Here is a 20,116-nt window from a genome sequence, read left to right on the forward strand (position 1 = left end):
GCTAAAAGCCTCTTCTAACTTCCCTTTATGTTAATATGATAAACATAGTTTGAGAAGATCCTTTACTTGGGCCAAGTAAGGGTTTTATTAATATTTATTGAAAGTGAATACCGCACTCTCTGTTAAGTAATGCTTTAATTGGATCGAAGTAATAACTGTTTTTAGTTAACTGATTTTCTTTTATATAGGCATCTAAATCGGCATCGCTCCAATAGTAAAATGGGCTCACTTTAAGAATTCCATCTTTACTAAAACTTAAAATATCTTTCTTATCTCTATATTCCGTTTGCCTCACTCTAATGTTCGTAAACCAAATGTCTGGATCCTGCTCTTTTAAGGCACGTCTAAAGGGTTCGAGTTTCACTGCTTCTGAAAAAATCGCATGGTTATCATCTTCTAAACTTGGTAACCCAATACTCGCCTCAATTTCTTCTTTAGTATATAAACTTTGATACTTAAGCATATTTAGATTATACTTCTTTATTAGATTAGAAGCGTGCTCGTATGTGCTTGGCTGATTGTATAAAGTGTCGCACCAAACCACTCTAATATCTTTATCTAGTTTAGACATCGTACTCAATAAAACCGAAGAATACTTTCCAAAGCTTGTGCTTACAATGTTATTATTGGACAAGGTTAACGCCCATTCTGCTATCTCAACAGGAGTTTTATCCCGTAATTTTTTATTCCAAACGTCTATATCTATTTGTATCATTTTCCCCATTTAATAGAATTCCACGTACGCTCATGAAAGAAATAAAGCACCATTTTAGACACTAATTCTATACCTCCAATTGAAAATGCTAGTGCTAATGTGCCAGTTAAGAGATAAGAAATAGTTACGGTTGCAATTGTTCCGACAATCCTCCAACTAATTGTTTTTACAATACTTCTTTTTATATTTTCTTTAGGTGCAGTAGAAACTTGCTGGTCGTTTTCCAAATTTAGATCTGCTTGTATTACTCTATTCATAAATTGCTATTAATTTTAATCCTTTTACCCTATAGATTTACTAGAGTAATGCAAACATAGAAATTATTTCCAATTAAGGCTGTAATAATTTCGAAAAAAAAAGATTAAAAAAATTAGAATTTAATAATGAGACAGATCGGCCAAGGTTGTATTCCGGAATATTTCTAAGGTATTGTCTCGTACTTTTAGCATTAATTTATTTACAGCACAAGCGTCTTCGTCTTTACAATCTGCACATTTTTCGTAGAAGTTTAAACTTACGCAAGGCACCATGGCAATTGGCCCTTCTAACAATCGCATTACAGTTGTCATCGGGATTTCTTTAGGATCCTTTAATAAGTAATAGCCACCACCTTTACCTTTTTTAGAACCCAAAATCCCATTTTTTCTTAAGGTCAATAATATACTTTCTAAAAATTTTTGAGAAATATTTTCTGTTTTCGAAATTGTAGAAATTTGCACAGGTGAACGATCTTCTAATCGTGCTAAGTGCACTAAAGCTTTAATTCCGTATTTTGTTTTCTTTGAAAGCATTATGTTATTATAAGTATTTTAGAAGCTAAATGCTAATTTGTAGTATGCAATTTTTTTACAGCATAATAAGTTGCCTGTTTATAATCATCATTACCAGAATATTTTCCTTGAAGAATTCCAGCTTTAAAATATATGTATTGTCCACCAACATTATAGCCACGGTTAACCATATTTAAAGTGTTTACAACATCACTTTTTTCCTACTCTAATAATAAAAATTATCACCAACATCATTACGTCTATTGCTAAAACAGGTTCTCTTGTTTAATACCACCTGACGGGTTTGAAGTCGTACAACGCGTTAGTAATAAAAACAATTACTAGTGAAAAAACAAATGGTAATGATTTGATAATTCTATTTTACAAAATAACATCTAAAAAAAGACATATTTAGGAATAAAAACATAAAAAAACTAAAATAAAATTTCATTCCATATAATTTTTCTACTTTTGTACCATCAAAAATTAAGAGGAAAAATTTGATCTGATTGCAACCTCTAGTGCTGAAATCGATTCAGTACCTGTTCTTAAGGAGCAGATTCTGAAATTATTTCAGAATAAAAAATGCTAAAGCAGTAAGTTTTCTACTTCTCTAGCGACCCAGCAATCTAAAGTTTTTTAATCTAAACAAAAGGAATTATGCCATATTTATTTACTTCAGAAAGTGTTTCTGAAGGCCACCCAGACAAAATAGCAGATCAAATTAGTGATGCTTTAATTGATAATTTTTTAGCTTTTGATTCTGAATCTAAAGTTGCATGCGAAACTTTAGTAACTACAGGGCAGGTTATACTTGCGGGTGAGGTAAAGTCACAAACCTATTTAGACGTGCAAAAGATAGCAAGAGACACGATTAACAAAATAGGTTATACTAAAAGTGAGTATATGTTTGATGGTAATTCTTGTGGAGTTTTATCTGCGATCCACGAGCAATCTCCAGAGATTAATCAAGGTGTAGATAGAACATCTAAAGAAGAACAGGGCGCAGGAGATCAAGGTATGATGTTTGGTTACGCAACAAACGAAACTGAAAATTTTATGCCTTTAGCTTTAGATTTATCACACCGAATTTTAAAAGAATTAACCGAAATTCGTCGTGAAAACAAAGACATAACATACTTAAGACCAGATTCTAAAAGTCAGGTTACTATTGAGTATAGTGATGATAATGTCCCTCAACGCATCGATGCCATTGTGGTATCTACACAACATGATGAGTTTGATGCAGATGACACTATGTTGGCTAAAATTAGAAAAGATATTGTTAAAATTCTAATTCCGAGGGTTATAGCTAAATTACCAGAACATATTCAGCATTTATTTAATGATGATATTACTTACCATATTAATCCAACAGGAAAATTTGTAATTGGAGGACCACACGGAGATACTGGTTTAACTGGTCGTAAGATTATTGTTGATACCTATGGTGGAAAAGGTGCACATGGAGGAGGCGCATTCTCAGGAAAAGATCCAAGTAAAGTAGACCGTAGTGCTGCATATGCTACAAGACATATTGCTAAGAATTTAGTTGCGGCAGGTTTATGTGACCAAGTTTTAGTGCAAGTTTCTTATGCCATTGGAGTGGCTGAACCCATGGGAATTTTTATAGATACTTACGGTACATGTCATTTTAATTTAACCGACGGTGAAATTGCTAAAACAGTTGAAAAGCTATTTGATATGCGACCTGCAGCAATTGAAGATCGTTTAAAATTGCGTCAACCAATGTATAGCGAAACTGCTGCTTATGGCCACATGGGAAGACAACATGAAGTGGTAAGCAAATCATTTCAGCAAGTCAATGGTGAACCTATTACTTTAGATGTAGAATTGTTTACTTGGGAGAAATTGGATTATGTTGACAAAGTAAAAGCAGCTTTCGAAATTTAGTAAGCTTCAATACTATTGATAAATGAAAACACCCTAACTTATAAAGTAGTTAGGGTGTTTTTTTATACAGCGTGATAACATTATTCTATTTCCGTAAATACGTAATAAACGAAAATGCATAGGCGTGTTTTTCGTCAACATCGTGCGAAGTTCTATCGACTTCACTCCATAATGTTTCATCAATTTCTGGAAAGAAGGTGTCAGCATTTTCAAATTCTGCATGAACACGTGTTATTTCAAGCTTATCTACTAAAGTCATAGCTTGTTTATAGATTTCACCACCTCCAATAATAAATGGTTGTTTGTCGCGTCTTGCAGCATCGAGAGCATCTTCTAATGAATTAACTACAATAACACCTTCTGGAACCTTGTAATCTTTTTGTCTTGTAATTACAACGTGTACACGGTTTGGTAGTGGCTTCGGAAAGCTCTCAAAAGTCTTTCTTCCCATAATTATATGATGACCATTTGTTAAGGATTTAAACCTTTTGAGGTCGTCACTTAAGTGCCATATTAAATCATTATCCTTGCCAATAGCGTTGTCTTCACCTGCCGCAACAATAATAGTTAACTCAGAGGCCTTTTTTTTTTCTTTAGCCAACGCGTTTTCTTTGGTTTCTTTATACACCTGGCTTTGAGCTATCTTAGATTCTTCTTTTTCAAAATTCTGTTTTAACTTATCGATGCGTTCTTGTTGCTTATTAACTAATTTTTCGAGTTGCTGTTTTTCCCAATCCTTACCCATAAACTTATTAGTAATAAAAACACTTATAAAATGATATATAAGAATGAGTAGCCAAGCTAATACAACATAAAACCACCAACCTTGACCAGCAATTATTAATGTATCTCCAATCCCTAAAAAGTTGTTTGCTACAATACAAAACACTGATCCTATTAAAAAAATCACAAAATGAATATACAAACGCTTCTTTTGTTTTATGCGTTTTTGAGCATTTTCAATAAGCTCTAACTGATCTCTATCTATAGTCGTAGCTTCCTTTTTTTTACCAAACATAATCGTCATTTAATAAAGATAAAGATACTTGTTTTTTTACAAAATTTGTATTGTGATTTCAAGAGTTTCACATATCTCAACACGTAAAAACGATATAACTGATTATCAGCAATCAAGCAAATCTATTCTTTGTTATCAATCCTATAGTTTAAAGGTTTTAAATTACACGGAATAATAAAAAACATTTCCAATATTAAGAAATTGATAATTCTTTAGGTTTTAGAGGTTTAATAAATATATTTTGCACTTTTCTTTTATATTTTTGTACCTATATATAAATTCATATTTCATATTATTATGGCAATTAAAAAGCAGTATTTAAAAAGTAAGCCAGTTTGTAAGGTAACATTTTCTGTGCCTGCAAAAGAGGCAAAAAGTGTAGCAGTTGTTGGAAACTTTAACGAGTGGAATACTGAAGCTACTGAACTAAAGAAATTAAAAAACGGTACTTTTAAAGGGACTGTTGATTTAGAGAAAGATAACTCTTATGAGTTTAGATACCTAGTCGATGGTATTTACACTAATGATGATCAAGCGGATTCTTATGCATTCAACGAATTTGCAGGAGAAGAAAACTGTGTCATCAATTTATAGGCTATTTCAATACAAACACGACATAAATAAAGCGTTCTGATGTAATTCGGAACGCTTTTTTATATTTTACCCTAACAACCTTACCGTTATTAACGCCCTAAAATGCGTCTCAACAGCTTCACCATTTCGAGTGCCTGGTGCTTTAAATTTTGGCATACGTTTTATAAGCTGAATCACATCTACAGCAATAGCTTTATGATGCGCCTTTACATTGATTTGTTCTGTTTTACCTTTTTTATTAATAGTAAATTCTACTTGAAAATTAGTGTTTAATTCCGTTGGAAAGACTTTATCTGCGAGTTCATAATTAAAACTCACTTTAATATAATCTAGTATCTTATCTGTAGAACACTTTTTAGTCTCCTCAAAGCTTAAATCCTTACCACAACCTCTATATACAGGGTATGTAGCATCTTCCTTTTCTTGGGCATTTAATAACAAGCCGCAAAAAAAAACAACAGCTAAAATACTATTTCTCATAAATAATCTTACACGGCAACTTTACCTTTTATATGTGGATGTGGGTTGTAATCGACCAACGTAAAATCTTCAAACTTAAAGTCGAATATATTGGTTACCTCAGGATTTAAAATCATTTTAGGCAATGGTCTAATTTCTCTCGATAATTGTAATTCTAGCTGCTCTTTATGATTGTTATAAATATGTGCATCACCAAACGTATGAATAAAATCACCTGCTTCATAGCCACACACTTGCGCCATCATCATAGTAAACAAAGCATAAGAACCAATATTAAAAGGCACACCTAAAAAGATATCTGCACTACGTTGATAGAGTTGGCAAGATAATTTACCATCTGCAACATAAAACTGAAAAAACGCGTGGCATGGAGGCAATGCTGCTTTTCCATTAGCTACATTTTCAGAAAACGATTTTGATGTATCTGGTAATACCGAAGGGTTCCACGCAGAAACTAACATTCTACGGCTGTTTGGATTATTTTTTAAAGTTGAAATAACCTCTTTAATTTGGTCAATTTCTTCACTTGCCCAATTTCTCCATTGGTGACCATAAACAGGGCCAAGATCACCATTTTCATCAGCCCATTCATTCCAAATTCTAACACCATTTTCGGTTAGATATTGGGTATTAGTATCTCCTTTTAAGAACCAAAGTAATTCGTATATAATAGATTTTAGGTGTAACTTTTTAGTGGTCACCATTGGAAAACCTTCACTTAAATCGAAACGCATTTGGTAACCAAAAACACTTGTAGTTCCTGTGCCTGTTCTATCTCCTTTTTCGTTGCCTTCTGCAAAAACGTGTTTTACTAAGTCGTGATATTGTTTCATAACATTTCCCACGAAAGTGGGAATCTCTTTAAATTAAACTAAAATATTGATGTAATTGAATGCTGAAAATAAATTCAACATGGCTTGAAGCGAAAATAAAAAAAAAGCATCAAATATTATATTTTGATGCTTGAGTATCTATGATTACTTATTAACTATAATTTTTAGATTCCTGCCTTCGCAGGAATTTGTTACCCTATTATCATCCCAGCAATAGTAGCAGATATTAAAGAAGCGATTGTTCCTCCTATTAAGGCTTTCATACCAAATTTAGACAACTGTGTACGTTGACCTGGTGCTAAAGAACCTATACCACCAATTTGAATTCCAATAGATGCGAAGTTCGCAAAACCACATAACATATACGTTGCCATTATAATCGACTTCTCATAAGTAAGGTGTGTGGCGTTTGCTACATTTTTTAAATCTGCAAGTTGAATGTACCCAATAAATTCACTTGCAGCTAATTTAATTCCTAAAAGCTGCCCCATTAAAGCCATATCTTCTTTTGCTACACCAATAAGCCACATTAAAGGAGCAAACAAATAGCCTAAAAGAAACTCTAAAGACAGGCTCTGGTATGGTGTATTTGCTGCAATGACTTCATTAAGTGATGTAAAATGCCAATTCACATTCCACTTTTCAATAACAATACCATCAAATCCAGCAAGACCACCTAAAATTCCATTAATCATAGCAATAAACGCTACGAATACTAAAAGCATAGCACCAACGTTTACAGCTAGTTTTAGACCTTCTGTTGTTCCATTAGCTATTGCTTCCAATATATTAGAACCTATTTTTTCTTTTGAAACGGCAACATCTGTATTAACATCTTCTACTTGTGGAAATAAAATTTTAGAAATTACAATAGCTCCCGGTGCCGCCATTACTGACGCTGCTAATAAGTGTTTAGCATAAAACAATTGTAACGCTTCGTCTTCCCCTCCTAAAAACCCAATATAAGCAGCCAAAACAGCACCTGCTACAGTAGCCATTCCACCGATCATTACTAGGAGAATTTCAGACTTATTCATTTTCTCCAAATAGGCTTTTATTAATAAAGGAGCTTCTGTTTGACCTAAGAAAATATTTCCCGCAACACTTAAACTTTCTGCACCAGAAATACCTAGTACTTTCGATAATAACCAGCCCAACCCTTTTACAACTTTTTGAATTAGTCCTAAATAAAATAGCACTGAAGTTAAAGCCGAAAAGAATATAATTGTTGGTAATACTTGAAAAGCAAAAATGTAACCAAAAGAGTTTACATCTAACATGCCTCCTAATAAAAATTCACTTCCAGCTTGCGTAAATCCAAGTATAGCTATAAAACCTTGCCCTATAAATTCGAAAACTGTTTTTACAAAATCTATTTTTAAAACTCCAATAGCAATTACTAATTGAAAAATTAACCCAATACCAACCGTTTTCCAATTAATAGCTCTTCGATTACTACTAAATAAAAAAGCAATAAAAATTAAGGTTACCATTCCTAATATGCCTCGCCATAAACTGCTAAAAGAAAACCCTTGATTTGGAATAATTTCTCCTTTAATAGACGCAGGTGTAACTATAGTTTTATTTTGTTTTGACACTAAATTAAAACGCATCTCATTTCCAGAGAAAACCAGAGTAGAATCTGTAAGTTCTGTAATTTTATATCGCTTAATAGAGTTTAACGAATCATTGTGATACAGTACCAACAAATTATTTTGGTACATATAATCTCCTGTTAAATCATCTACCGTGTTTGAAGAAAAGTTGAATTCTCCCTTTTTAAATTCTAAAGTAGAATAGCTGTTTTCAGAAGTTGTTGACTCCCATGTTTTTTCAAGTTCTTGTGCTGTTATTGATGAAAGGCTAATAAAAATAGCCAGAAAAGCCTTGAAAAACTGATTCATAAAAAGATGTGTTAGTTAGCGTTTGGAAATTTCGTCTCTTAACTGAGCAGCCATTTCATAATCTTCATTATTAACGGCTTCTTCGAGAAGTGTATTGAGTTCTTCGAGAGATTTATTTTTATAACCTTCTTGTTCTGCTGATGCAGCTTCAATTTCTTCAACAATAAGATCATCGACAAGAATACTATCTTGCTCTTCTTCGTCTTCCTTTTTTGGGTTGACTTTAAGGTAGATTCCTGCTTTATCTAGAATATTTTTATAGGTAAATATTGGTGCCTGAAAACGTAAAGCTAACGCAATAGCATCACTAGTTCTAGCATCGATAATTTCTTCGATTTTATCGCGTTCGCAAATTAAACTCGAATAAAAAACACCATCAACCAACTTATGAATAATAACTTGCTTAACAACAATATCGAAACGATCAGAGAAGTTTTTAAATAAATCGTGAGTTAAAGGACGCGGAGGTCGAATTTCTTTCTCCAAAGCAATTGCAATGGATTGGGCTTCAAATGCACCAATAACTATTGGTAATTTTCGGTCACCATCTACTTCGTTAAGTATTAAAGCGTAGGCACCATTTTGGGTCTGACTGTAAGAAATCCCCTTTATATTTAAACGTACTAAACTCATAATTTATAAAACACAAAGAACTGTTTAAATTTGGACTTTACCAACTGCATTGTGCAGATTTGGTTAATTTTCCTGATACTTTCGATAAAACGCAAGTGAACAAGAGTGCTTCTAAATTTAAACAGTCCCTATTTATACCTCATCGATCTAATTATTGATTTGGCATTGAACTTTAAAGGTAGTAAAAAAAAACCTCTGAGCAAGCCGAGAGGTTTTTTTTAAACTAAGATGTTTGTATTCAACGCCCCAATTTAAATGCGTCATAACGTAACGATTTAAATTAGCGTTTCAATAAATTATGCGTTAGCAGCTTTAAAAGCCTTTAACTTTTCTATTAATTTCGGCACCACTTCAAAGGCGTCACCTACCACTCCATAGTCTGCAGCTTTAAAGAAAGGTGCTTCTGGATCTGTATTGATGACTACTTTTACTTTAGACGAATTAATACCTGCTAAATGCTGAATCGCTCCAGAAATACCAACGGCAATATACAAATTAGATGCTACAGGTTTTCCTGTTTGTCCAACGTGTTCGCCATGTGGTCTCCATCCTAAATCTGAAACTGGTTTAGAACACGCGGTTGCTGCTCCTAAAACTTCAGCAAGCTCTTCAATCATTCCCCAATTTTCTGGACCTTTTAATCCTCTTCCTCCAGATACCACAATTTCGGCATCCGCAATACTTACTTTATCAGTTGCTTTATCAACAGACTCAACAGTTACACCAGAATCTGGAATTGAAGGTGAAAAATCTTCAACCGAAGCACTACCACCAGATTCTACTAACCCAAATGAGTTATTAGATATACCTACAATTTTTACCTCTGTTGTAATTTCTGTGTTCGCAAATGCTTTATTTGTAAATGCTGAATGTTTTACTGTAAACGGAGACACGCTAGATGGTGCTTCTACCACATTAGATACATAACCTGCATCTAACCCAACCGCCAACAATGGTGCTACATATTTACTATTGGCGCTGGCACTTACCACAACTACTTTTGCTCCTTCAGTTTTAGCAGCACCTTCTAAAATAGCGGCATATTTTTGTGCGTTGAATACGTTTAAAGACTCGTCTTTTACCAAAAGTACTTTTGATGCTCCGTAGTTTCCAAGCGTTTCTGTGTTGTCTGCATTAACAGCAACTGCCGTTACTGTTGTTCCCATTTGGTCCGCAACAGCTTTAGCATAAGAGACAACTTCTAAAGCCGCCTTTTTTAATTTTCCGTTTTCGGATTCTGTATATACTAGAATTGACATAAAATTTTATTTATAAAATTTTTCCTGAACTTGATTCAGGAACTTATTATTATTTCCTTTTAACTCCATGAGCTTCCGAAACAAGTTCGGAATAATTTAGTTTCACTAAATCACTTTAGCTTCGTTATGAAGTAAGTTTACTAATTCGTCTATATTATCAGCATCAACCAATTTAACAGCTCCTTTTGGTGCTGGTTTTTCAAAACTCACTACTTTAGTTTCTGCATTTGCATCAGTTGGCTCAACAACATTTAATGGTTTTTTACGCGCCATCATAATCCCTCTCATATTTGGAATACGAAGATCGCTCTCTTCTACCAATCCTTTTTGTCCACCAATTACTAATGGTAACGATGTGCTAACTGTCTCCTTACCTCCATCAATCTCTCTAACCGCTTTTGCGTTGGTTCCGTCGACTTCTAAACTAATACAGTTAGTTACAAAATTAGCATTAACCATTGCAGCTAACATACCAGGAACCATAGTTCCATTATAGTCAATAGATTCTCTTCCAGCAATTACTAAGTCATAACCACCATCGTTAACCACTTTTGCCAATTGCTTAGCAACGGCATAACCATCTGTTGCAGGTGTATTTACTCTAATTGCAGTATCTGCACCAATCGCTAAAGCTTTTCTTAAAGTTGGTTCTGTTTCTGCCCCACCAACATTAACAACATCTACACTTGCTCCTTGTTTTTCCTTAAACCACATGGCGCGTGTTAGACCAAATTCATCATTTGGATTAATGACATACTGAACACCATTAGTGTCAAATTTTGTATCGCCATCTGTAAAATTAATCTTTGAGGTTGTATCAGGAACATGACTAATACATACTAATATTTTCATATATAAATGATTTATTTTAAACGTCTGTTTTCTTGAGTACGAAGATAAAAATAATAATTTGAATTTTACTATGCACGCATAGTAATTTTTGTAAAAACTCAATATTTTTCGATAAAACTGTCAATTTTTCAAAAAAACTCAGAAATTCTGATGATTATCCGACAATTCTATCATCCTAAAAATAAAATGCTCCAATTCGCATTCCTATAAATCTTATAAAAAATAAATCTTCACAAATTTTTATGTTTTCACACTACTTTTAATGGGGTTATATAGTATAGAATTATTATTTTTGCTATTCGATTAAAAACAAAATAATGAAGACAATTCAATTTAGAGAAGCTATTTGTGAAGCTATGAGCGAAGAAATGCGCAGAGATGAAAGCGTTTATCTTATGGGTGAAGAAGTAGCAGAATATAATGGTGCTTATAAAGCATCTAAAGGTATGTTAGATGAATTTGGCGCAAAACGCGTTATTGACACACCTATTGCAGAACTTGGTTTTGCAGGTATAGCTATTGGATCTACAATGACTGGAAACAGACCGATTGTAGAATATATGACGTTTAACTTCTCTTTAGTTGGTATTGACCAAATTATAAATAATGCGGCTAAGATTAGACAAATGTCTGGTGGCCAATTTAAGTGTCCTATTGTTTTTAGAGGTCCAACAGCTTCTGCTGGTCAGTTAGGTGCAACACACTCTCAAGCTTTTGAAAATTGGTTTGCTAATACACCAGGATTAAAAGTAGTTGTACCATCAAACCCATATGATGCAAAAGGATTATTAAAAGCAGCTATTAGAGATGACGATCCTGTTATTTTTATGGAAAGTGAGCAAATGTATGGTGACAAAGGTGAAGTACCTGAAGGAGAATATGTATTACCACTTGGAGTTGCAGATATTAAACGAAAAGGTACAGATGTAACCATTGTGTCTTTTGGTAAAATCATTAAAGAAGCATACAAAGCTGCAGACGAATTAGAAAAAGAAGGTATTTCTTGTGAGATAATCGATTTACGTACCGTTCGTCCAATGGATAGAGCAGCGATTTTAGAATCTGTTAAGAAAACAAATCGTTTAGTAATATTAGAAGAAGCATGGCCTTTTGGAAATGTGGCTACAGAAATCACGTATTTAGTACAATCTGAAGCTTTTGACTATTTAGACGCACCAATCGTTAAAATAAATACAGCAGATACACCTGCACCTTATTCACCTGTTTTATTGGCAGAATGGTTACCTAACAGTGACGATGTTGTTAAAGCAGTGAAAAAAGTTATGTACAAGTAAATAAATTGCAGATTTCTGCGTTTAGTAAACTTCATTAGTAACCCTCTAACTTATTTTTAGCATGGTTATTGATGAAGTTTATTTTTTAATATGAGACAAAACCTACTTATTCCATTTCTAGTTCTTGGATTTTTTTCTGCCTTAGCGCAGACCAAAGTTAGCGGTCATGTTTTTGATGAAAACAGCCAACCAATTCCATTTGCCAATGTTATATTTAAAGGTTCTACAGAAGGCACCATTACCAATGAAGATGGTAAATTCTACCTTGAATCTGATAACAATTGGGACACATTAATAATTTCTTTCGTAGGCTTCGAAATGTTAGAAGCACCTTTAACTAAACGTGTTAACTACGAACTAAATTTTACACTTAAAGAAGAGGAATCCTCCTTAGATGAAGTGCTTATTGTTACTGGTAAGCAGTCTAAGAAAGCTTCAGAAAATCCCGCAATTCGTATTCTTAAAAAAATATGGGAACGCAAACGACAAAATGGTTTAAGCCAGTTTAAACAATACCAGTACGACCAATACGAAAAAGTTGAATTTGACCTGAACACTATTGATAGTGCTCTCATAAAGAGCAAACTTTTTAAAGGTATGGAGTTTGTATTTAATGAAGTAGACACCTCTAAGGTTACCGGAAAAACCTATTTACCCATTTTCTTAAATGAATCCGTAAAGAAAATTTCTGGAGATAATAGCCTTAATAAAGAACACGAAGAATTAAAAGGAAATAAAAACTCAGGATTTAGTAATAATCAGATTATTATAGACTTTATAGACGATTTATATTCCGAATATAATGTGTATGATAATTATTTAGAGTTCTTCGATAAAAGTTTTGTTAGTCCATTGAGTAGAACTGGAGTTCAAACTTATAATTACGTATTATCAGATAGTGCTTTTATAGACGATAAATGGTGTTATAACATTGTGTATTACCCAAGACGAAAAAACGAATTGACCTTTAAAGGGGATTTCTGGGTAAATGACTCAACCTATGCTATTAAAGAAATTAATCTTCAGGCGTCTAAAAGTGCCAATATAAACTGGGTTAAGGAAATTTATATTGAACAAGAGTTTGAGGTCTTAAACGATTCCGTATTTCTTATTAAACGCGATTATTTCCTTTCTGATTTTGCCATGAACAAAAAAGAAAAATCGAGAGGTGTTTATGGGAAACGAACCACAATCTATGATAATTACGAATTCAATCAACCAAAAGACCCTAAGTTTTATGAAAAGGTTGTTTATAATTACAATGAAGACGTATACAACCGAGAAGATAATTTTTGGCAAACCAATAGACTTGAAGCCTTAAGCAAAGATGAAAAAGGCGTTTACAAAATGTTGGATACGCTAAAAACAGTGAAAAAATTTAAACGCTTATATAACTTAGGAAGTATTCTAGCTTCTGGTTATATAGAGTTTCCTTCTATTAATTTAGATTACGGTCCTATTTTTTCAACTTTTGGATATAATGACGTCGAAGGTGTTAGAGTCCGTGGAGGAGGACGAACCTACTTTGGTCAAAATGATATGTGGAGACTAGAAGGCTTTTTGGCTTATGGATTTAAAGATGATAAAGTAAAACATGGTATTTCGGGTAAATGGCTATTGGATAAACGCTCTCGATTTACAATTTTTGGTGGTCATAGACGAGATATAGAGCAAATTGGGGCAAGTTTAACAAGCTCATCGGATGTATTGGGTCGTAGTTTGGCGTCTTCTGCCGTAATTGGTACAAGTACTAATGATAAATTATCAAATATCAACCTCACCAATCTTGGGTTTTCTATAGAGCCTGCAAGGAATTTTGAAATTCGCGTAGATGGTAGCGTTCGTAAATTGAGTTCAGCGTCACCGACCTTTAGTTTAGATTATCTCGATCCCGATTCACCTTCTGGTATTTCGTCTGAGATTAAACAATTTGAATCTCGATTGTCTCTTTCCTATTTCCCAAATAGACAGATGACAGGTTTTGGAGTAGAACGAAGAAATAAGAACGACAAATTTGCTACCTTGTTTGCTCAAATAAGTCAAGGATATCAAAACCTGTTTGATAGTGATTTTGATTACACAAAAGTACAGTTTTCGTATATACAGCCATGGCAACTCGGTGGTTTTGGAAGGTTAACAACCTCAGTAGAATTAGGGAAAACCTTTGGTGAAGTTCCGCTTGGTTTACTTAGTGTTGTTCCTGGTAACCAATCGTATTTCTCTATTTACAATACATTTTCTCAGTTAGATTTTTACGAATTTGTCACTGACACATACAGTTCTGTGCATGTAGAACACAATTTTAATGGCCGCATATTTTCACGAATACCATTCTTAAAAAAACAAAACCTTAGAGCTATAGTAGGCGTTAGAGGAGTTTGGGGAGAACTCTCAGATGAAAACATTGCTTTAAATACTACAGGAAATCCGGCAGAAATTCCACTAATTGCACCAGATTCGCAAATTTACTACGAATACAGCTTTGGAGTTGCTAATATTTTTAAAGTTCTACGATTAGATTTTAACTTTAGAGGAAACTACTTAGACCGACCAGATGCGAGGCCTTTTGGTATTACAGGCAGTTTTGGATTTTATTTCTAGAAACAGTAGAACCTCTTAGCGTCACCAATGAATTGAGATAGATTAATACCTACTCGAATAAGTCCGAGGACAAATACCGATCGCCGCGATCACAAATAATACAAACTACGATTCCGCTTTTTAAATCTTTCACTAATTTTAAAGCAGCAGCTGTAGCTCCTCCACTACTCATACCTGCTAAAATGCCTTCGTCTTTAGCTAATCGTCTTGTCATTTCTACAGCTTCATCTTTACTGACTTCAATAGTTTGATCGACTTTAGAGGCATCAAATATTTTAGGTAAATATTCTAAAGGCCATTTTCTTATACCTGGAATTTTAGAACCATCTGTTGGTTGCACACCTACAATTTTTATGTCTGCATTTTGTTCTTTCAAAAACGTAGAGGTTCCCATTATGGTTCCTGTAGTTCCCATTGAAGACACAAAATGGGTAATTGTACCCTCTGTATCTCTCCAAATTTCAGGACCAGTTGTTTTATAATGTGCTTTCCAATTGTCATTATTTGCAAACTGATTAAATGAAAAGTAACCTTCATTTTCAACTTTATGTGTGGCATAATCTCTAGCACCTTCAATTCCATCGGGATGTAATGTTACTTTAGCACCATAAGCACGCATAGTTTGTACACGTTCTTTTGTAGCTGTTTCTGGCATTACCAGTTCAATATTCAACTTAAAAACACTACAAATCATTGCTAAAGCAATACCTGTATTTCCACTTGTAGCTTCAATTAGCTTAGAATTGGCATCAATTCTTTTAGAATCTAGAGCAGATTTAATCATATTGTAAGCGGCTCTATCTTTTACACTACCGCCAGGATTATTCCCTTCGAGTTTAAAATATAAACTTACATTAGGATTTGTGTTCAACGCTATTGATTTTACAATAGGTGTGTTTCCGATTTGATCTATAAGCGTTTTATTCATATTACTTCTTTGTTTTGGCAAAAACCTCAACCTTATGATTGTGTGTTACTATCGAATTTTCAGGTACGGATTCCGTTAACCATGTATTACCACCAATGATACTGTTTTTACCAATTATAGTATCACCACCCAAAATGGTTGCATTAGCATAAATGGTCACATTACTTTTAATGGTTGGATGACGCTTTGTGTCTTGGTATTGTTTTTTAACCGTAAGTGCACCTAAAGTTACACCTTGATACACCTTAACATTACTATGTATTTCTGTAGTTTCACCAATAACAACTCCTGTGCCATGATCTATAAAAAATGAATCACCAATATTTGCACCAGGATGTATATCTATTCCGGTAATACAATGTGCATATTCTGTCATTAATCGTGGAATTAACGGCAACTTTAATTTATAAAAAACACGTGCCATTCTATAGGTAGAAATAGCAAAAAATCCTGGATAAGCTAAGTATATTTCTTCAACGGATTGCGATGCTGGATCGTTATTAAAGATCGCTTCAGCATCTTTCTTTAAATTGGTATATAGTTCGGGAATATTGGATTTAAAATCATCCCAGCGTTTACATGGCAAATTCTTAATTTGCGGACAAGCAATGTTTCTTATTTTCACAAAAAGCACTTCAAGTTCCTTTAAAGCCTGTTCTGCATCTGTATCACAATCATAGAAAGCCTTATAAAGTAATTTTGTAAATCGTTGTGATTCTTCCTTTAACGTTAAAGACACCTTGACGGTTTCTTTATGCTGATTGATAACATGTATTAAGTTCGAATTCATGGTGAGATCACGGCTTTTAACCATGTACAATTCATTTCTTCAGATTGCACATTATTATGTTAAACGAAATTAATGAAACTATTTTGAACAAGAAAAGTACAGCCTAGTAAATTAAGACGATTTTGCATTAGAAAATTCAATCTAGACGTAATCCTTTAATAATAACCTAATAATTACGGCACACCAATTGCTTAACTCACACAATATATTATCTTTGCACGGCTAAAAAGCTTTAATAGCGCATATAACAACAGTTCTAAATAGAAAAAGAACACCCAAATAATAATAAAAAAATGGCAGAAACACAAGACATTACTTTCGATGTATTAATCGAAATACCAAAAGGAAGTCGAAATAAATACGAATACGATTTTACCTTACATAAAATTAGATTTGATCGTATGCTTTTTTCATCCATGATGTATCCTGGAGATTATGGTTTTATACCAGAAACATTAGCCTTAGATAGTGACCCTTTAGATGTATTAGTGTTAGGACACCAGCCAACCTACCCAATGGTAGTTATGGAAGTAAGGCCAATTGGCGTTTTCCATATGACAGATGAAAAAGGACCTGATGAGAAAATAATTTGCGTTCCTGTTTCAGATCCTATCTGGAGTAACAATAGAGATATCAATGATTTAAATCCACATAGATTAAAGGAAATAGAACATTTCTTTAGAGTTTATAAAGATTTAGAGAAGAAGAAAGTTGATGTTGGTGGTTGGGGAGATGCTAAAGAAGCCGTTAAGATTTATAATGAATGTGTGCAACGCTACGATGAGAGCGAACACAAAAAGAAACGCACTTTTACTATATAGCATCACAGTTTCGAAATTCTAACTTTTTAAGCTTAAAACTATTAAAAAAGCAATATCATGTAATTGGTATTGCTTTTTTCGTAAAATATAATTCATTTTACTACTTTTGCCCAGCTAAAAACTAATCAAATTTAAAAATTATACTATGGAATCAATGATGATTTACATGCCAATAGCATTGGCACTTTTAGGCTTAATTTACATGATTGTAAAGCAATCTTGGGTTATGAAACAAGATGCTGGAGATGGTAAAATGAAAGAAATTTCAGATCATATATACGAAGGTGCTTTAGCATTCTTAAATGCCGAATATAAACTGCTAGCTATTTTCGTAGTTATCGTTAGTATTTTACTTGCCGTGGTTTCATTTATAGTACCAACTACACATTGGCTTATTGTTATCGCTTTTATTTTTGGAGCTGTATTTTCTGCTTTTGCTGGAAACATCGGAATGAAAATAGCAACAAAAACTAATGTAAGAACTACACAAGCCGCGCGTACAAGTTTACCAAACGCTTTAAAAATCTCTTTTGGTGGTGGAACTGTAATGGGACTTGGTGTCGCTGGTTTAGCGGTTTTAGGTTTAACCGTTTTCTTCATCGTATTTTTCCATGTATTTATGGGAGGACTTTGGACAAACACAATGGATATGACCATTGTTTTAGAAACACTCGCTGGTTTCTCTCTTGGGGCTGAATCTATCGCCTTATTCGCAAGAGTTGGTGGAGGTATTTATACGAAAGCTGCCGATGTTGGTGCCGATTTAGTAGGTAAAGTTGAAGCTGGTATCCCAGAAGATGATCCTCGTAATCCTGCAACCATTGCAGACAACGTTGGTGACAATGTTGGTGATGTTGCTGGTATGGGAGCCGATTTATTTGGGTCTTACGTAGCAACTGTATTAGCAGCTATGGTTCTTGGAAACTATGTAATTAAAGATATGGGAGGAGCCATCACTGATGCCTTCGGAGGTATTGGCCCAATTTTATTACCAATGGCAATTGCTGGTGCAGGAATTATTATTTCTATCATCGGAACGATGTTAGTAAAAATTAAAAATAATGACGCTAAAGAAGCTCAGGTTATGGGAGCTTTAAATGTTGGTAACTGGACATCTATTATTTTGGTTGCAGCATCTTGTTTCGGGTTAGTAACTTGGATGTTACCTGAAACCATGCAAATGAATTTCTTTGGTGAAGGCTTGATAGAAATTTCTTCAATGCGTGTCTTCTACGCCACCTTAGTTGGTTTGGTTGTAGGAGCTGTGATTTCATCGGTAACTGAATTTTATACAGGATTAGGTAAAAAACCTATCTTAAAAATAGTACAACAATCGTCTACAGGAGCTGGAACAAACATCATCGCAGGTTTAGCGACAGGTATGATCTCTACATTCCCTTCTGTCTTATTATTTGCTGGAGCCATCTGGGCATCTTATGCTTTTGCAGGCTTCTACGGAGTGGCTTTAGCTGCTTCGGCAATGATGGCAACAACAGCGATGCAATTAGCTATTGATGCTTTTGGACCAATCTCTGATAATGCTGGTGGTATTGCTGAAATGAGCGAACAAGAACCAATTGTAAGGGAACGTACAGATATTTTAGATTCTGTTGGTAATACAACAGCTGCAACAGGAAAAGGTTTTGCTATTGCCTCTGCAGCATTAACTTCTTTAGCCTTATTTGCGGCTTATGTGACGTTTACAGGAATTGATGGTATTAACATTTTTAAAGCGCCCGTTTTAGCTATGCTATTTGTTGGTGGAATGGTACCTGTTGTATTTTCTGCCTTAGCCATGAATGCTGTAGGTAAAGCTGCCATGGAAATGGTACAAGAAGTACGTCGTCAGTTTAAAGATATCCCTGGCATTATGGAAGGCACAGGAACGCCAGAATACGATAAGTGTGTGGCAATTTCTACAGAAGCGTCTTTAAAAGAAATGATGCTACCTGGTTTATTGACTATAGGGTTTCCTTTAGTTATTGCGTTTGTACCAATGCTATTTGGAATGGATCCATTAGCTATCGCTGAAATGTTAGGTGGTTATATGGCAGGTGTTACGGTTTCTGGTGTGCTTTGGGCTATTTTCCAAAACAATGCAGGTGGAGCTTGGGATAATGCTAAAAAATCATTTGAAGCTGGAGTTGAAATTAATGGAGAAATGACTTATAAAGGTTCTGAAGCTCATAAAGCTGCTGTAACTGGTGATACGGTTGGTGATCCATTTAAAGACACATCTGGTCCTTCAATGAACATATTAATTAAATTAACGTGTTTAATTGGTTTAGTGATTGCACCTATTTTAGGTGGTCATACTGAAACTGGTGTAGCAAATAACGACACCGAAGTTTCTATTGAAATGACCGTTGATTCTCAAGAAATAACCAAAGCAACTGTTGATTATTCTACAGTGAAAAACGGCATAAAAACATCTGAAGTCATGGTATTTGAAGGCACTAAATCTGAAGTTGAAAAAGAATTACAAGCTTTTGAAGCTTCACTTACAAACGAAGCAGGTGAGGTTGAAAAAGTTATTGAAAAAGTAGATATTTCTAAAAGCTAGATTTTAGAAATACACGAACATAAACCCCCTCAGCATGTCAATTAATGTTGAGGGGTTTTTTATTGTTAGAATTCAAAAAAAGGATCTCATGTCTGATAAAAATCCTTAATACATTAACAGGACTCGCCTGAATAACAATTAAATTA

19 protein-coding genes are annotated in these 20,116 nt (G+C 34.1%); 6 read left to right on the plus strand and 13 right to left on the minus strand.

The window, feature by feature from the left end; all coding sequences use genetic code 11:
- Positions 1 to 94: 94 nt before the first annotated feature.
- The 4 genes from ITJ86_RS09805 to ITJ86_RS09820 all read right to left on the minus strand — a co-directional run bounded on the left by ITJ86_RS09805 (position 95) and on the right by ITJ86_RS09820 (position 1,676).
- A complete protein-coding gene (locus ITJ86_RS09805; RefSeq protein ID WP_195871464.1) occupies positions 95 to 715 on the minus strand; it encodes a phosphoadenosine phosphosulfate reductase domain-containing protein in 621 nt (206 codons plus the stop codon).
- A complete protein-coding gene (locus ITJ86_RS09810; protein WP_195871465.1) occupies positions 712 to 972 on the minus strand; it encodes a DUF2061 domain-containing protein in 261 nt (86 codons plus the stop codon). The genes ITJ86_RS09805 and ITJ86_RS09810 overlap by 4 nt, the downstream gene beginning before the upstream one ends.
- Positions 973 to 1,092: 120 nt before the next feature.
- Positions 1,093 to 1,506, minus strand: coding sequence for an RrF2 family transcriptional regulator (locus ITJ86_RS09815; protein ID WP_195871466.1), 414 nt, complete (start codon positions 1,504 to 1,506; stop codon positions 1,093 to 1,095).
- A 32-nt stretch (positions 1,507 to 1,538) separates the two neighbouring features.
- Positions 1,539 to 1,676: a hypothetical protein gene (locus tag ITJ86_RS09820; RefSeq protein ID WP_195871467.1), complete on the minus strand. Its 138-nt coding sequence runs from the start codon at positions 1,674 to 1,676 to the stop codon at positions 1,539 to 1,541.
- A gap of 469 nt (positions 1,677 to 2,145) precedes the next feature.
- Between ITJ86_RS09820 and metK the strand changes: the two genes are divergently transcribed.
- Entirely contained in the window at positions 2,146 to 3,399 is a 1,254-nt protein-coding gene (gene metK, locus ITJ86_RS09825) for a methionine adenosyltransferase (RefSeq protein ID WP_195871468.1), read from the plus strand.
- Positions 3,400 to 3,484: 85 nt separating this feature from the next.
- On the opposite strand, the gene ITJ86_RS09830 is transcribed toward metK, so the two are convergent.
- A complete protein-coding gene (locus ITJ86_RS09830) occupies positions 3,485 to 4,417 on the minus strand; it encodes a dihydrofolate reductase (RefSeq protein WP_195871469.1) in 933 nt (310 codons plus the stop codon).
- Positions 4,418 to 4,714: 297 nt separating this feature from the next.
- Here ITJ86_RS09830 and ITJ86_RS09835 point away from each other — a divergent pair, with 297 nt between their 5' ends.
- Positions 4,715 to 5,011, plus strand: a complete 297-nt coding sequence (locus ITJ86_RS09835) for an isoamylase early set domain-containing protein (protein WP_195871470.1) — start codon at positions 4,715 to 4,717, stop codon at positions 5,009 to 5,011.
- A gap of 66 nt (positions 5,012 to 5,077) precedes the next feature.
- Here ITJ86_RS09835 and ITJ86_RS09840 read toward each other — a convergent pair whose 3' ends face one another.
- From ITJ86_RS09840 to ITJ86_RS09865, 6 genes are all read right to left on the minus strand, one after another.
- Positions 5,078 to 5,491: an energy transducer TonB gene (locus ITJ86_RS09840; RefSeq protein ID WP_195871471.1), complete on the minus strand. Its 414-nt coding sequence runs from the start codon at positions 5,489 to 5,491 to the stop codon at positions 5,078 to 5,080.
- 8 nt (positions 5,492 to 5,499) lie between these two features.
- Positions 5,500 to 6,324 (minus strand): thymidylate synthase, encoded by an 825-nt coding sequence (locus ITJ86_RS09845; RefSeq protein WP_195871472.1) that lies wholly within the window; start codon positions 6,322 to 6,324, stop codon positions 5,500 to 5,502.
- Between the two features lie 191 nt (positions 6,325 to 6,515).
- The gene (locus tag ITJ86_RS09850; RefSeq protein WP_195871473.1) at positions 6,516 to 8,228 is read right to left on the minus strand and encodes a nucleoside transporter C-terminal domain-containing protein; all 1,713 of its coding nucleotides are present in this window, start codon (positions 8,226 to 8,228) and stop codon (positions 6,516 to 6,518) included.
- A gap of 15 nt (positions 8,229 to 8,243) precedes the next feature.
- Positions 8,244 to 8,861, minus strand: a complete 618-nt coding sequence (locus ITJ86_RS09855) for a bifunctional nuclease family protein (RefSeq protein WP_195871474.1) — start codon at positions 8,859 to 8,861, stop codon at positions 8,244 to 8,246.
- A gap of 296 nt (positions 8,862 to 9,157) precedes the next feature.
- Positions 9,158 to 10,120 carry an electron transfer flavoprotein subunit alpha/FixB family protein gene (locus ITJ86_RS09860; protein WP_195871475.1) on the minus strand — a complete coding sequence of 321 codons (963 nt, stop codon included), beginning with the start codon at positions 10,118 to 10,120 and terminating at the stop codon, positions 9,158 to 9,160.
- Positions 10,121 to 10,225: 105 nt separating this feature from the next.
- Positions 10,226 to 10,972, minus strand: coding sequence for an electron transfer flavoprotein subunit beta/FixA family protein (locus ITJ86_RS09865; RefSeq protein ID WP_195871476.1), 747 nt, complete (start codon positions 10,970 to 10,972; stop codon positions 10,226 to 10,228).
- Positions 10,973 to 11,289: 317 nt separating this feature from the next.
- On the opposite strand from ITJ86_RS09865, the gene ITJ86_RS09870 reads away from it, so the two are divergent.
- Positions 11,290 to 12,267, plus strand: a complete 978-nt coding sequence (locus ITJ86_RS09870; RefSeq protein WP_195871477.1) for a pyruvate dehydrogenase complex E1 component subunit beta — start codon at positions 11,290 to 11,292, stop codon at positions 12,265 to 12,267.
- A gap of 90 nt (positions 12,268 to 12,357) precedes the next feature.
- Positions 12,358 to 14,868 (plus strand): DUF5686 and carboxypeptidase-like regulatory domain-containing protein, encoded by a 2,511-nt coding sequence (locus ITJ86_RS09875; protein WP_195871478.1) that lies wholly within the window; start codon positions 12,358 to 12,360, stop codon positions 14,866 to 14,868.
- 49 nt (positions 14,869 to 14,917) lie between these two features.
- On the opposite strand, the gene cysM is transcribed toward ITJ86_RS09875, so the two are convergent.
- Both cysM and epsC read right to left on the minus strand, forming a co-directional pair.
- Positions 14,918 to 15,796, minus strand: coding sequence for a cysteine synthase CysM (gene cysM / locus ITJ86_RS09880; RefSeq protein WP_195871479.1), 879 nt, complete (start codon positions 15,794 to 15,796; stop codon positions 14,918 to 14,920).
- 1 nt (position 15,797) lies between these two features.
- The gene (gene epsC / locus ITJ86_RS09885; protein WP_195871480.1) at positions 15,798 to 16,586 is read right to left on the minus strand and encodes a serine O-acetyltransferase EpsC; all 789 of its coding nucleotides are present in this window, start codon (positions 16,584 to 16,586) and stop codon (positions 15,798 to 15,800) included.
- Between the two features lie 293 nt (positions 16,587 to 16,879).
- Here epsC and ITJ86_RS09890 point away from each other — a divergent pair, with 293 nt between their 5' ends.
- Positions 16,880 to 17,407 (plus strand): inorganic diphosphatase, encoded by a 528-nt coding sequence (locus ITJ86_RS09890; RefSeq protein WP_195871481.1) that lies wholly within the window; start codon positions 16,880 to 16,882, stop codon positions 17,405 to 17,407.
- A gap of 145 nt (positions 17,408 to 17,552) precedes the next feature.
- Positions 17,553 to 19,970, plus strand: coding sequence for a sodium-translocating pyrophosphatase (locus ITJ86_RS09895; protein WP_195871482.1), 2,418 nt, complete (start codon positions 17,553 to 17,555; stop codon positions 19,968 to 19,970).
- The last annotated feature ends 146 nt before the right edge of the window (positions 19,971 to 20,116 follow it).

The sequence above is a fragment of the Winogradskyella marina genome (genome assembly GCF_015645385.1).
In the GTDB taxonomy this organism is placed as follows: Bacteria; Bacteroidota; Bacteroidia; order Flavobacteriales; family Flavobacteriaceae; genus Winogradskyella; species Winogradskyella marina.

Coding starts and splice junctions, on each gene's coding strand:
- ITJ86_RS09815 (WP_195871466.1), bottom strand. CDS start 1,506: ATGCTTTCAAAGAAAACAAAATACGGAATTAAAGCTTTAGTGCACTTA.
- epsC (WP_195871480.1), bottom strand. CDS start 16,586: ATGAATTCGAACTTAATACATGTTATCAATCAGCATAAAGAAACCGTC.
- ITJ86_RS09870 (WP_195871477.1), top strand. CDS start 11,290: ATGAAGACAATTCAATTTAGAGAAGCTATTTGTGAAGCTATGAGCGAA.
- ITJ86_RS09860 (WP_195871475.1), bottom strand. CDS start 10,120: ATGTCAATTCTAGTATATACAGAATCCGAAAACGGAAAATTAAAAAAG.
- metK (WP_195871468.1), top strand. CDS start 2,146: ATGCCATATTTATTTACTTCAGAAAGTGTTTCTGAAGGCCACCCAGAC.
- ITJ86_RS09840 (WP_195871471.1), bottom strand. CDS start 5,491: ATGAGAAATAGTATTTTAGCTGTTGTTTTTTTTTGCGGCTTGTTATTA.
- ITJ86_RS09875 (WP_195871478.1), top strand. CDS start 12,358: ATGAGACAAAACCTACTTATTCCATTTCTAGTTCTTGGATTTTTTTCT.
- ITJ86_RS09820 (WP_195871467.1), bottom strand. CDS start 1,676: ATGGTTAACCGTGGCTATAATGTTGGTGGACAATACATATATTTTAAA.
- ITJ86_RS09845 (WP_195871472.1), bottom strand. CDS start 6,324: ATGAAACAATATCACGACTTAGTAAAACACGTTTTTGCAGAAGGCAAC.
- ITJ86_RS09830 (WP_195871469.1), bottom strand. CDS start 4,417: ATGTTTGGTAAAAAAAAGGAAGCTACGACTATAGATAGAGATCAGTTA.
- ITJ86_RS09850 (WP_195871473.1), bottom strand. CDS start 8,228: ATGAATCAGTTTTTCAAGGCTTTTCTGGCTATTTTTATTAGCCTTTCA.
- ITJ86_RS09805 (WP_195871464.1), bottom strand. CDS start 715: ATGATACAAATAGATATAGACGTTTGGAATAAAAAATTACGGGATAAA.
- ITJ86_RS09855 (WP_195871474.1), bottom strand. CDS start 8,861: ATGAGTTTAGTACGTTTAAATATAAAGGGGATTTCTTACAGTCAGACC.
- ITJ86_RS09810 (WP_195871465.1), bottom strand. CDS start 972: ATGAATAGAGTAATACAAGCAGATCTAAATTTGGAAAACGACCAGCAA.
- ITJ86_RS09865 (WP_195871476.1), bottom strand. CDS start 10,972: ATGAAAATATTAGTATGTATTAGTCATGTTCCTGATACAACCTCAAAG.
- cysM (WP_195871479.1), bottom strand. CDS start 15,796: ATGAATAAAACGCTTATAGATCAAATCGGAAACACACCTATTGTAAAA.
- ITJ86_RS09890 (WP_195871481.1), top strand. CDS start 16,880: ATGGCAGAAACACAAGACATTACTTTCGATGTATTAATCGAAATACCA.
- ITJ86_RS09835 (WP_195871470.1), top strand. CDS start 4,715: ATGGCAATTAAAAAGCAGTATTTAAAAAGTAAGCCAGTTTGTAAGGTA.
- ITJ86_RS09895 (WP_195871482.1), top strand. CDS start 17,553: ATGGAATCAATGATGATTTACATGCCAATAGCATTGGCACTTTTAGGC.